Origin of the sequence: Bacillus sp. AFS073361 (assembly GCF_002567005.1) — a bacterium.
In the GTDB taxonomy this organism is placed as follows: Bacteria; Bacillota; Bacilli; order Bacillales; family Cytobacillaceae; genus Neobacillus.
The window spans coordinates 71,867-84,125 of sequence record NZ_NUZU01000043.1; the positions used below are offsets into that span (position 1 = coordinate 71,867).

The 12,259-nt window shown below is 38.0% G+C and carries 14 protein-coding genes; 2 read left to right on the top strand and 12 right to left on the bottom strand.

Going from position 1 to position 12,259, the window contains the following annotated elements:
- The first annotated feature begins 10 nt into the window (after nucleotides 1-10).
- Nucleotides 11-205: a hypothetical protein gene (locus COJ96_RS23775; RefSeq protein WP_026576189.1), complete on the top strand. Its 195-nt coding sequence runs from the start codon at nucleotides 11-13 to the stop codon at nucleotides 203-205.
- A gap of 18 nt (nucleotides 206-223) precedes the next feature.
- Complete coding sequence (locus tag COJ96_RS23780; protein ID WP_098576284.1) at nucleotides 224-523, top strand: spore coat protein; 300 nt, start codon at nucleotides 224-226, stop codon at nucleotides 521-523.
- Between the two features lie 81 nt (nucleotides 524-604).
- Here the strand turns inward: COJ96_RS23780 and COJ96_RS23785 are convergent, their stop codons facing one another.
- From COJ96_RS23785 to COJ96_RS28875, 12 genes are all read right to left on the bottom strand, one after another.
- On the bottom strand, nucleotides 605-1,588 hold the full coding sequence (locus COJ96_RS23785) for an ROK family glucokinase (RefSeq protein ID WP_098576301.1): 984 nt from the start codon (nucleotides 1,586-1,588) through the stop codon (nucleotides 605-607).
- A 149-nt stretch (nucleotides 1,589-1,737) separates the two neighbouring features.
- Nucleotides 1,738-2,925 (bottom strand): levoglucosan dehydrogenase, encoded by a 1,188-nt coding sequence (locus tag COJ96_RS23790; RefSeq protein WP_098576285.1) that lies wholly within the window; start codon nucleotides 2,923-2,925, stop codon nucleotides 1,738-1,740.
- A 66-nt stretch (nucleotides 2,926-2,991) separates the two neighbouring features.
- Nucleotides 2,992-3,813: a sugar phosphate isomerase/epimerase family protein gene (locus tag COJ96_RS23795; RefSeq protein ID WP_098576286.1), complete on the bottom strand. Its 822-nt coding sequence runs from the start codon at nucleotides 3,811-3,813 to the stop codon at nucleotides 2,992-2,994.
- A 497-nt stretch (nucleotides 3,814-4,310) separates the two neighbouring features.
- Nucleotides 4,311-4,604, bottom strand: coding sequence for a putative quinol monooxygenase (locus COJ96_RS23800; protein WP_098576287.1), 294 nt, complete (start codon nucleotides 4,602-4,604; stop codon nucleotides 4,311-4,313).
- A 37-nt stretch (nucleotides 4,605-4,641) separates the two neighbouring features.
- Nucleotides 4,642-5,919, bottom strand: a complete 1,278-nt coding sequence (locus tag COJ96_RS23805) for an MFS transporter (RefSeq protein WP_098576288.1) — start codon at nucleotides 5,917-5,919, stop codon at nucleotides 4,642-4,644.
- Nucleotides 5,920-6,005: 86 nt separating this feature from the next.
- Nucleotides 6,006-6,977: a sugar phosphate isomerase/epimerase family protein gene (locus COJ96_RS23810; RefSeq protein ID WP_098576289.1), complete on the bottom strand. Its 972-nt coding sequence runs from the start codon at nucleotides 6,975-6,977 to the stop codon at nucleotides 6,006-6,008.
- Entirely contained in the window at nucleotides 6,974-8,152 is a 1,179-nt protein-coding gene (locus tag COJ96_RS23815) for a Gfo/Idh/MocA family protein (RefSeq protein WP_098576290.1), read from the bottom strand. Before COJ96_RS23815 ends, COJ96_RS23810 begins: the two co-directional genes overlap by 4 nt.
- A gap of 471 nt (nucleotides 8,153-8,623) precedes the next feature.
- Nucleotides 8,624-9,631, bottom strand: a complete 1,008-nt coding sequence (locus COJ96_RS23820) for a LacI family DNA-binding transcriptional regulator (RefSeq protein WP_098576291.1) — start codon at nucleotides 9,629-9,631, stop codon at nucleotides 8,624-8,626.
- 599 nt (nucleotides 9,632-10,230) lie between these two features.
- Complete coding sequence (locus tag COJ96_RS23825; protein ID WP_098576292.1) at nucleotides 10,231-10,656, bottom strand: hypothetical protein; 426 nt, start codon at nucleotides 10,654-10,656, stop codon at nucleotides 10,231-10,233.
- A 56-nt stretch (nucleotides 10,657-10,712) separates the two neighbouring features.
- Nucleotides 10,713-11,645, bottom strand: a complete 933-nt coding sequence (locus COJ96_RS23830) for a DMT family transporter (protein WP_098576293.1) — start codon at nucleotides 11,643-11,645, stop codon at nucleotides 10,713-10,715.
- A gap of 70 nt (nucleotides 11,646-11,715) precedes the next feature.
- A complete protein-coding gene (locus COJ96_RS23835) occupies nucleotides 11,716-11,886 on the bottom strand; it encodes a Spo0E family sporulation regulatory protein-aspartic acid phosphatase (RefSeq protein ID WP_098576294.1) in 171 nt (56 codons plus the stop codon).
- 172 nt (nucleotides 11,887-12,058) lie between these two features.
- Nucleotides 12,059-12,259: M24 family metallopeptidase (locus COJ96_RS28875; protein WP_373561743.1), on the bottom strand; the 201-nt coding region annotated here is incomplete at its 5' end.

A 12,259-nucleotide genomic window follows, 5' to 3' on the forward strand; every position in this document is an offset into this window, starting at 1 on the left:
GATATTAAAAATGAACTACGCCTTACATGAAGTTCTTGAGGTCCATGAGATGGCTGCATTTAAGACCACTTGTTTAACTAAATCCAAAACGATGAAAGCGTTAGTTACAGATCCGCTATTAAAAGATATTATGCAGCAAGACATTGATGTATCTACGAGACAATTACAAGAATATGCTTCTATCCTTTCCAACGCTAAGCAGTAAATTAGGAGATGAATGAACATGAATCCAATCATTGAAACTTTAACGGGGATGGACGGATTATCGGATCAAGTCGTTGCTATGGACCTACTCATTTCAGCTAAAAGTGGAATTAGAAATTATGCCATGGCAGCTACGGAGTCAGGAACACCGGAAATTAAAGAAGTGCTCACTCGCCATTTAGTAGAAGCTCTTGATATGCATGAACAAATATCCGCATATATGGTAGAAAAAGGATGGTACCATGCTTGGGATACAAACGAACAAATCAGGTTGGATTTAAGTAATATCGATACAGCATTAAACTTACCTACATTATAAAAATTTCCAGGAACAGTTTAATACCAAATAAACTGTTCCTATTAAACCATTTTGAGTTCACAAAATTCTAAGTCTTTTGCATTATTGAATTACTAACTTATTAATTAGCTTCTCTTTCGCCAGCCAAGCTCCTCCAATGACCCCTGCGTTATTGCCTAGTGTGGCAATAACAATCTCGACACCATGTGCAACTCTCGGAAAAGCGAATTGTATAAATTCCTCTTTCAGAGGTCTCAGCAATGTATCACCAGCTTTTGATACTCCGCCTCCAATAACGATTTTTTCAGGATTTAAGCCATTTGCTAAATTAGCAAGGGCCAATCCTAAATGGCAGGCAACCTCACCTATGACTCTGTTGGCGAGTTCATCCCCTTCATTTACAGCATCAAAAACACACTTGGCACTCAGAGCCTGTCCATCATAAAAATTTCGTAATATACTAATCTCGTTGGTAGAAGCTAATTTCTCCATTGCCAAACGGACAACTCCTGTTGCTGATGCTACCGTTTCCAGACATCCTGATTTCCCACAATTACATAGGGCTCCGTTTTTCGGTACGGAAGTCATATGGCCAATTTCACCACCGGATCCATTTACCCCATGTACAACCTCACCATTAACGATAATTCCGCCACCAACACCTGTTCCTAAAGTAACACAAATTAAGTTTTTAGCCCCTTTGCCCGCACCTTTCCACATTTCACCGATTGCCGCTATATTTGCATCGTTGTCGACAACAACCGGCAAAGAGGTTTCCCTCTCAAGAATGGTTTGTAAAAGGAATCGATCCCAGCCTAGATTTACCGCCACTTCAACAGAACCATCCTCCGAATTCACAGGACCCGGCGCACCGATTCCGATTCCAACTAATTGATTTTTTGTTAGATTTAATTCTACTAACTTTTGTTCAATCGCTCTTGCAATCGATGCAGGTATGTGTTTGCCCTTATTACTTAGATCAGTATCGATCTCCCAGCTATATATGATGTCACCCTGCAAACTGATAAAAGCCATTTTAACCGTGGTCCCACCTACATCAACACCAACTAACCATCTTTCTTCCATAACCATTCACTCATTTCCTTTAAGTTTTCCCACTCCGAAAAGCGCCATATTTGCAAAAGAGGCTCCTCGATTGAGAAGCCTCTTGTTATAAGTTTGAGAATTGTCTAACTCCAACGCCCAGTGACTAATGGGCGCTTCTGCCTATTTCATTATTTTACAGCCGCAGCCGTTTTTTCAAGATTAACCCATTGACCTTTTTCAGCAGATTCAAGAATCGCATCTGCGATTAATTCTATCTGGTAGCCATCATTGAAGTTAGGTGAGAATTCAGTACCCTCACTAATTGCTTTAAAGAAATCATATGTTTCAATGATCTTTGTTTCACCATAACCAATTCCTAGAGCAGGGATTGGCCATAATCCTTCACCGTATGGAGTAGCTGGTCCTGAGTAAACAGTTCTGAAGCCTTTTGCATCACTTGGATCATCAGCAAAGCAAACTTGAAGCTCATCACGGCGCTCATAGTTAAAGTATAGAGAACCCTTTTCACCATGAATTTCAAAAGTTAGGAAGTTGTTGCGGCCATGTGCATTACGAGTTGCTTCAATTGTTCCAATTGCACCATTATCGAATTTGACCATGGTGATAAATTCATCGTCTACATCAACAGCTGCTTTTGGGACATCGTTGCCTCCAGCTTTCACTGTACCTAACTTGTCGATGCCGCCAGTTTGAATTGGTCTTTCAGGAATCCATGTTTTTGTAATGGCATTTACATCTGTAATTTCGCCCACAAGGTAACGAGCATAATCAACCACGTGTGTACCGATATCACCTAGAGCACCTGATCCAGCGATTTTCTTTTGGAAGCGCCATGATAATGGAGAATTCGGATCAGCAGACCAGTCTTGTAAGTATGTTCCACGGAAGCTTAGAACTTTACCAATTCTTCCTTCTTCAATATATTTTTTCGCAAGAGCAACAGCTGGTGTTCTTCTGTAATTGAAAGCAACTGCGTGTTTTACACCTGCAGCTTTTACTGCTTCTAACATTTCCTTCGCTTGTTCAGCGCCTAATGCTAATGGCTTTTCACAAATAATATGCTTGCCTGCTTTTGCTGCTGCAATCGCGATTTCGGCATGAGTATTGTTTGGAGTAACAATGTCGATGACATCGATTTCTGGGTTGTTAACAACATCTCTCCAGTCAGTCGCATAGTTGTCAAAGCCTAATCTTGCGGCCGCATCTTTAGCCAATCCTTCGTTTACGTCCACTACTGTATGGCGATGAGGAATTGCTGGTGCTGGCCAGAAAAACATTGGCATTCCTGCATATGCAAGTGAATGCGCTTTACCCATAAATCCTCCGCCGATCATACCTACGTTTAATTTTTTCATCTTAGTATCCTCCCACTATTTCCTTCTTATTTTTAAAAAGTTTGATATTCCTAATGGATGAAACGTTTATGCTTGATTTACTTTATCAAATTGCTTTAAATAACTGCGGCTGATTTTAGCCCCTTGCTTTGGATCTGGGTAGCTGTCTAACTCAACCGTAATCCAGCCATCATAGTTTGCCTCTTCTAATGCTTTAACCATTTCATCAAATTTTTGATGCCCTTCACCTAATGGTAAAAAATCTCCATTGGCATAATCTTTGAGGTGCACATACTTGATACGATCCACATATTTTCTGATGACAGCCACAGGATCTCCACCGCCTGCTTCGATATGAGCTGTATCTGGGCAAAGGTTAATCTTTGTTAATGGCATTAGTTTATCTAATTGTTCAGGAGCCTGAACGTTCGTTCCTAAATGAGGATGATAACTTGCAACAAGATTATATTTTTCAGCAATTTCAACTACTTTATTAAGCGCATTACCAAGAGCCGTATAATCGCTTTCAAGAATCCCGTTTGCACGCACAGCTCCACCGCCGATTACTAGGTGGATTGCACCTACTTCTGATGCGAATTGTGCGACACTTTCGATTTTTATTAATTCTTCTTCTAAAATATCAGGGAAAATAAAGTTCCCGCCTGTATAAACACCAACCAAAGTTAATGAATGCTCGTTCATCAATTTTAAAAACTCATCTTTTTTATCTTTATATTCCATTAAGTTGCCGTCGAAGATTTCAAAGCCATCATAGCCAGCTTCGGCAATATCCTTTAATGCCTCTTCTGTTGATCCGTAAGCAAGGTAGTAAGAATCCTTAACTGAAGTAACACCCGCTGGATGACCAACTACGCCGCCCCAAGTATTTGTTTGATAACCTAATTTCATTTGATTACCTCCATATCTTTTGGAATTTAGTGTGCCATATTTCATCCTATAAAAAACCGAGCAACTCACCTTTAATTATAGTAATCGATTACATTTTCTTTTTAAAAATTCATCTAAACTTTCAATAATATTAAGACTTAATCCACTATTTACGGTTTAGCATAATGTAATCCATTACATTTTTTTATGCAGATGAACAGCTGTTTTTTAAAAGGAAGTAATGAATTAATCTCTATTTATTTCTAGTCAATACTATCATCAGACAAGAATAATAGATGTTGTATCGCTTACATGAATTATTGTAATCGATTACACCTAAATTTGCAACCTATAATTTTAGATTGTCACAATTTGTTCACCATAAGCTTAGGAGGAAAGGAAATCGTAAAAGTTGTTCCCTTTACAACCTTCAATTGGTTACGAATTTATTGAGCGATACCTACCGCCAGCTTTTCAAGATGTTGACGATGATCCATAGTTAAAGCGTTTGTCTAATATTAATTTTTCGCTGAAGCCTCAAATAATTCTGCATGGATGGGTTCAGCAACTATGGGTTCAACAGCTTTTATGAATCTTTTAAAGTGAGGGGTTTCCTCATGAAGTTGAATCGCTTCTTCATCCTTCCATTTCTCAACAAAGATAAAGCTGTTCGCCTCTTCTGGATTTTCATAATATTGATAACTACTATTTCCTGACTCCGCTTGAGACGGTTTTGTTACAAGCCTTGCCTCTTCCAAGAATATTTCACGATAAGCTGCATTTACCTTTATGTTTGCATGAATGATAATCATGGTACATCCCCCTTAATTGTTGATGGTATTTCTTAAACTAACCTGCGTGTTTTTCTAATACAATTTCGTTTTTATTATTTTCTTCGGAAGGAAGCTTCATAAACTTCATTAGATAAGCACCAAGGAAATACGTACCTGCGAAAATCCAAATAACCCCTTTTGCACCGATAAGTCCAATAAATAACCCAACGATTGCCGGTGCGATAAAGTAGGACATTCCAGCACCAAAGCTTACAATCGCCATCGCCGATCCTTTTTTCTCCGGAGCAAGCGAAGCTACTAGAGCTGAAAGTGGGACGAAACCACAAAGCACAATTCCCATAAAAACACCTGCTATATTCAAGGCCAAGAAACTGCTGCCAAATACTTCAGGCGTGTAAAGCAAGACAAGTAACATGACGCCCATACCGAAGCTTCCAAGCCATTGAATCGTTTTTTGCCAACCTAACCATTTATCACTGATGTAAGGAATGATTAAGTTAAAGATAATATTTGCAAACCACATCGTTCCCCACATTTGCAGAAACTGTTCTGTGGTAAATCCATAATTCGACTTTAAATACATCGGGAAAAAGATTGGCAGGGAACCGATCCCAGTAGAATTGATAATCCGGACCACGCCGCCGATCGCTACTTTCGGCTGTTCGATACAAATGGTGAATCCACTCATTAAGCTCTTGAGCTTTTCCTTTGGATCTCCCTTTTGTTCCTTTTTCACATCACCTTTTACTACAATAAGACCAACAATTCCTCCGACTAATACCCATGCTACTGCACTCCACAACAACCCGATATATCCAATCTTTGGAAGCATGTAAGCAGGGAAATAACTTCCGACAACATAAAGTCCGCCGCTCCACGCTGCCCAGAACAAGCCTACAGCTGTTGCTAGAATCCGCTCTGGACTGCGATAAGTAACCCACACTAAGAAAGAGTAGCAGAATAAAGGATAACCTAAACCACGAATCCCATAAGTCGGGAGCATAATAGCGTAATTGTTTAACTTTAAACCATATTCAATGAATAGTACCTGACCGATTAACCAAGTAACAAGACCGATAACCATTACCTTCCTTGGTCCCCACATCTCGGTGAGCACACCAGAAAAATAAGATGCGATAGCTAAGATCGCTCCATAAACCGCAAAAAGAGTAGCTGATTGTTGAACGGTCAATCCCTTTTCAATCAGATAGGGAGACAACCATGCGTGCTCGAGACCGTCACCGGCCATAAAAATTAACGTTGCAACAAATCCCCAAACGACTCCCATTGGAAGTCCGCCTAAAGTACGTTCTTGACCTACAAGCGTTTTCATTTTTAACACCTCTATTTTTATTAATTGGGTGCGGGGGGGCGGTTCTTATGCTCCGGAAACAGGAGAACCGTCCCTGTGCTTTTTCCTTAAGCCCACCACATTTCCGATACTTGCTCTTTAAACAACGTTCCTTTTAACAGTGTGATGGCTTTCATTAAGCCTTCATCGATAGACGCCAACATATCTTCATGTTCAATGGAAACCACGTAATCATACCCTACTGCACGAAGTGTACTGATCATATCTTTCCACATTTTTTCGTTATGGCCATAGCCCACTGAGCGGAAGGTCCATGAGCGATCCAATACTTGACTGTAATGCTTCGTATCGAGAACACCATTCACCTTGATATTAGCCTGGTCTAAATAGGTATCTTTTGCATGGAAATGGAAGATCGCATTTTCACGACCAAGTTTTTTAATGGCCTCAACTGGATCTATTCCTTGCCACACCAAATGACTTGGGTCAAAGTTAGCTCCGATGTTCGGTCCTGCATGTTCTCTTAGTTTTAGTAGTGTTTCCGGATTATAGACAACAAATCCCGGATGCATTTCGAAAGCAATTTGATGAATCCCGTGCATTTCAGCGAATTTCGCTTCTTCTTTCCAGTACGGAATAACGATATCATTCCATTGCCATTCTAAGACTTCTGCATATTCAGGAGGCCAAGAGCAGGTCACCCAATTTGGAAACTTGGCACCCGGATGATCCCCTGGACATCCAGCAAAACCATTGATAACTGGTACCTCTAACTGTTCAGCCAGTAAAACCGTTTTTCTCCATACATCATGCGCCTCTTTGGCAGCCTTTACATTAGGATGTAGAGGGTTGCCATGGCAGCTTAGTCCGCTGATGGTTAGTCCCCTGCTTTCAATCGCCCGTCGGAACGATTTGATTTTATCTGGATTCCCTAACAAGTCATCGGGATTACAATGACTATTCCCTGGATAGTTACCGGTTCCTAACTCAACGGCCTCTACTCCTATTTGGGCTAATTTATCTAACATGGCTTCGAAAGGAAGATTTTGATATAGAACTGTAAACACACCTAGTTTCACACTAAAACCTCCTTATTCGCCTGAACCTTCACCCATTTTTGCTGTTCATGGCTTTCTAAAATGGCATCGGTAATAGCCATCGAAATATGACCGTCTTCGAATGTAGCAAAATTAGCTTGATCCTTTAAAAGATCTTTACCATCACGAATGAACGTATAATAATTTAACATCATATTTTTCAGTGCATCTGGCCAGCCTTCGTTATGACCTCCTGGATGATGAATCGCTGATCTTGCTTCAGGTGCGAACAGTGCCGGATCGGCAAGAAGGATCTCATTCGGCTTATCCCTGTGCCCCATCCATAATTTTTCTGGCTCTTCTTGATTCCAGTAAGCAGAGCTCTTGCTGCCATCGATTTCAAAGCTTAAACGATTTTTTCGGCCTGCACTTACTTGTGAAACAGTGAAGACTCCTCTTGATCCATCTTCAAAACGAACTAGTACGGATGCATAGTCTTCTGTATTGATTGAAACATCCTCATATTCTACATCATCAGTACTTTGTGTACTGAAAGTGGCCACACTTCCAATTGCTTTCTTTCTAACTGGAATGACCGTTGCTAAATCAGCAAATACTTCTACAATCTTTTTACCGGTAACAAATTGAACGGTGTCACACCAATGAGACCCGATATCTGCTACTGCGCGAGATTTTCCGCCGACTTCCGGTGCTAAACGCCAGTTAAAATCCGTTTCATATAGTAACCAATCCTGCAAATAGCTTCCGTGAACCAAATTCACTTTCCCAAGGTCACCGTTAGTAATTTTAGCTCGCAGGTTTTGCACACTCGCATGCTGTCTGTAATTAAAGTTCACACCATGTACAACACCCTGTTTTTGAGCCAATACCAACAATTCCGCTGATTCTTCACTATTCATCGCAAGCGGTTTCTCTGAGATCACATGTTTACCTGCTAAAATAATTTCTTTATTAATCGCAAAGTGCACATGGTTTGGGGTACAATTATGAACTACCTGAATTTCACTGTCACGCAGCATTTCAAGGTAATCTCCGTATGCTTTCGGAATTCCAAGTTCAGCTGCCTTTCTTTCCGCTTGTTCTTGACTCGTCTCGGCTAATGCTACGACTTCCACAAATCCAAGTCTTCTGATTGCTTCAATATGTGTCGGGCCAATGAAACCTGTCCCGATGATTCCTACTTTTATTTTTTCCATTTGTTTTCCGTCCTCCAATCGAACTTTTCGATTCACCCAAGAATGGGAAGAAGAATTTGGTGTAATCGATTACACTACCTTGCAAAAAAATATGTGTTTTGTCCTATAAATAAATAATTTACCTATGTTTCAAACCTCTATAAATGTAATGGATTACATTTATATCGAAAAAAATTTGATTTCATTTATACTTTTAAATTAAGAAATAACCTTTCAGAATAAAATACCTTTTCACTTAGCACCAAAATATTTTACTCTTTTTTTTCGACACCTTAATTGTAATCGATTACAGTATAGAATTCAATATTTTTTTTAAAACTTCCTTGATTCTTTTTTTATCAAAATGATTAAAACTGTTCTGGAACCAATGGAATCGCTGGTCCCCTAATAATGATAAATAGGGAGTGAACCATTATTAAGTTCACTCCCCTTTTGTTTTTAATTATTTTAATTCTAACAGGAATAGCTAAACTACTCTTCAACGGTAAGTTCTTTGCAAGATTCACGGACAATGAGCTTATCAGGAAGAATAAATTGATCTTTCTCTATTTCTTCATCTTTAATTAATTTTAACAGTAAACGCATCGCTTTTTGCCCCATATCAAACGTTGGTTGTGCCACGGTTGTTAGAGCAGGTTCAAAAATCGATGCAAATTGAATATCATCAAAGCCAACAACAGATAAATCTTCTGGAACTCTTAAACCTTTAGATTTAGCGGCTTTAATGGCACCCATAGCCATTTCATCATTACCGGCAAAAAGGGCTGTAGGAGGATTCTCTAGTGATAAAAATTTCATCATTAAATTAAAACCACTTTCAAAAGAGAATTCGCCTTCCTGTACCAAACTTGTATCCACAGACAGGCCATGTTGCGCCATTGCTTGATGAAACCCCCTGCATCGATCTCGTCCAACGACAATATTCAAGGGTCCGGAAATATGTCCAATTCTCTTGTGGTTTAAGCTAATTAGATATTCAGTTGCCTTTCTTGCACTGCTAACATTATCAATGGAGACCGTAGGCAGCTTGGAACCCTCATAGTATTCACACGCCAATACTACAGGGTAATCCCGGGATAAATCTTCTAATATTTTTTGATCGGTCCTTGCCGTTAATAATATCAACCCATCTGCTTTTTTCTGACCTAATATTGTTAAAAAACTAGTTTCGCTTTCGACATCGTTTCGCGCATCTCCTAGAAGTACTTGATATCCGTTTTCGATGGCAACGGATTCAATTCCGCGCAGCACCGCAGAAAAGAAAGTATTGGTTATATCAGGAACCACCACAAGAATTGTCTTGGTTTCAGATCTTCTTAATTGTCTTGCCAGCATATTAGGCTGGTAATTTAATTCTTTTATGGCTTCTAAAACTTTCTCAGCTGTTTCCTTTTTAACAGTCCCTGCATTACTTATGACTCGGGATACTGTGGCCGTTGAAACATTTGCCATTTTTGCAACATCCGCAATTCTGACCATATATTGCTTTCCCCTTCAGTGTTCGTTTACATTTATTGTAATCGATTACATTGAGAATTACAATAATTTTCGTAATTCAGCCATAAAACGGTATCATTTAAAAAAATTTTTCTCCAATAACCTGAAATTAAAAAAATTTTAAAATGCGGTAGATTACAATCACTAAATTTCTTCTCTTTTCTTATTCTTTGGGTTAAGTATAAGTATAGTATTTGCTTTCCTAATTGATCTCCTGTTGATTTTTGTAATTAATATTTAATATCGCCAATGGGGTCCATGAACCATGGTAAGGCTTTAACAAGACAATTCCAACCATTGTTGCTATTCCACCAAAAAAGACAAGTCCAGTTTAATAGCAAGGGTAATTCCTTGTTTTCATCAATTTTCTAAACCGATATTACATTTACACCTTCACAACTAACTTAGACTTTAACTATTTTTAAAATTTAAACTTTTTTATTAAAATCATAGATATCAACCATACTGGAGCTAAAATAGAGTTACATTAAAAAAACTGACCCAATTATGGTCGTTCTACGACCTATTGAATCAGCGTTTTTAATATAAAGGATTGCATTCCCCAAAAGATGGTGGAAAAATTACCGTAAAATCGAGTACCGAAGTTCTTCTAGCTCTAATATTTCTGTTTGATAAATACTTGTTTCAGTATCAGAAGATGTTTTTTTACTTCCAATTATACACTTCACTACTTCTTCAACATTCCCGTAAAAAGAAAGTTGAATCATTGTTAGTTGCAAGCCAGTAAGATCACTATCCATAATTTGCAATACTTCTGGATTTTTGGTGATTAGAAAAACTTTATCCATGGTAACAAGTAAAGCGATTTTTTCATATTGCAAATTAAAAGGTAATTCGTAAAGGAGCTCACAAGTTAGCCATGAAATGTTATCCTGACTTTGTAATAGCACGGCGTCATATTTTCGTTCTATTAAATACTCTCTTAGAATGACTAGCTTTAATTTTATATAATGTAGTATTTTTGAAATTGGCACCACCATTTCCAAGTTCCTCACCCCTACTTCTGTCTTTATTTTATTTATCACAAAGCTTACTAGAAACCCTATTTACGTATATTGCGCGTCGTTTCCTCATAAAAAATGGATTTTGCATGCTTGTTTGTAAGGCTTATTTTTTTCCAACCGATGTTAGTCAACAAAGCACTTAATAAGATAAGAAAAATTCCAAATTTTTGACTTCGGCCTAAACTTTCATGAAACAGCAAATAACTAAACAACACGGTTATGATTGGCTCAAAAATGCTTAGCTGTGCTGCTTTTGAACTTCCAATACGTTCTATTCCCTTCGCAAAAGTAAGGATTGCTAAGAAAGTGGAAAAGAACGAAATCCCTAATACAGATAACCAGCCTGAAGCGTGAAAATTAAGATTGAAATCTTGTCTAAACATGGAAAATATAAATATTGATATGGATGCAAAGGATGTCACAAAAGCCGAACTAATATACACATTAATCTCACCTTGGATTTTTTCTGTTAGAATGATATAAACTGAATATAAAACGGCGCATCCTACACTTGACATCAAACCTATTATATTAATCTGATTAAAGTCTGCACCGAGAACGAAATAAAGCCCTAATAAGGAAAATATAATTGAAACACTATGGGATTTCTCAAATAATTGCTTGGAGAACATACTATTTAAGATCATTACAAATAATGGATACAAATAATATGCTGTAGAAGCTAAGGAGACAGGCAATAAGGAAAATGATGTGAATAACAGAATAGCCATCAGAGCATAGCCCCCCGTTCCCATCATAAATAAAATGGAAATTTGTTTGAATCGCAATTGAAATGGAATTTTTTTAAACAGTATCAAAGACCAAAATAATACTGCTGCAAAGAAAAATCTAAAAAATAATAGAGTACCTATGGTAATATTAGCTGCATAAGCATATTTTGCTAGAATACCCATTATTCCGAAACAAGACGCAGACAATAAGACTAGTAAAAAGCCGAAAATATAATACATTGATTTTCACCTATTTTGATTCTTTCCTTATAATGCTATCCGTATAAAATGCAATATTTTTTATTTTAACTTAATGCATATTATTTATTAATTTTTGCATAGTTATGATCTCCTCATCTATTTTACGAGTCATAACTAAAACATCCGGGTCAGATAAAGGTTTTTCTTTAGAAATATTTAAGAGTTCCTTCCGATATTTTTCTATTCTATATTTTATATCGAGTATCTTTTTGAAAATCATTTATTTAACTCCCTTCTAAGTCATAGCCTCCTGTAATCGATTACTATTCTTTTTAACCATACTAAAAAAATTTGACACAGATTACTCACCATTACTAAATGGTTTAAGTGTACTTTTAATGAATAATCTGTGTCAGTATATTTTGGGGAATTATTCTAAGCTCTTGACCAGATTACTCAACATATAAGAAACGATTGAAAGTATGAAGCGGCTCCAACCCGTTCTTACGAACGACCACTTGATCCTCTGTCCGAACCCCGCCGATTCCTGGTACAATTAGGGACAATTCATAGGCAAAAGTTTGTCCTTCTTCCAGCACATTCGCGCAGCCAGGTCCGATTTCAGGAATATCTTCTTCAGGGTCCATACCTGT

Coding starts and splice junctions, on each gene's coding strand:
- COJ96_RS23775 (WP_026576189.1), top strand. CDS start 11: ATGAACTACGCCTTACATGAAGTTCTTGAGGTCCATGAGATGGCTGCA.
- COJ96_RS23780 (WP_098576284.1), top strand. CDS start 224: ATGAATCCAATCATTGAAACTTTAACGGGGATGGACGGATTATCGGAT.
- COJ96_RS23785 (WP_098576301.1), bottom strand. CDS start 1,588: ATGGAAGAAAGATGGTTAGTTGGTGTTGATGTAGGTGGGACCACGGTT.
- COJ96_RS23790 (WP_098576285.1), bottom strand. CDS start 2,925: ATGAAAAAATTAAACGTAGGTATGATCGGCGGAGGATTTATGGGTAAA.
- COJ96_RS23795 (WP_098576286.1), bottom strand. CDS start 3,813: ATGAAATTAGGTTATCAAACAAATACTTGGGGCGGCGTAGTTGGTCAT.
- COJ96_RS23800 (WP_098576287.1), bottom strand. CDS start 4,604: ATGATTATCATTCATGCAAACATAAAGGTAAATGCAGCTTATCGTGAA.
- COJ96_RS23805 (WP_098576288.1), bottom strand. CDS start 5,919: ATGAAAACGCTTGTAGGTCAAGAACGTACTTTAGGCGGACTTCCAATG.
- COJ96_RS23815 (WP_098576290.1), bottom strand. CDS start 8,152: ATGGAAAAAATAAAAGTAGGAATCATCGGGACAGGTTTCATTGGCCCG.
- COJ96_RS23820 (WP_098576291.1), bottom strand. CDS start 9,631: ATGGTCAGAATTGCGGATGTTGCAAAAATGGCAAATGTTTCAACGGCC.
- COJ96_RS23830 (WP_098576293.1), bottom strand. CDS start 11,645: ATGTATTATATTTTCGGCTTTTTACTAGTCTTATTGTCTGCGTCTTGT.
- COJ96_RS23835 (WP_098576294.1), bottom strand. CDS start 11,886: ATGATTTTCAAAAAGATACTCGATATAAAATATAGAATAGAAAAATAT.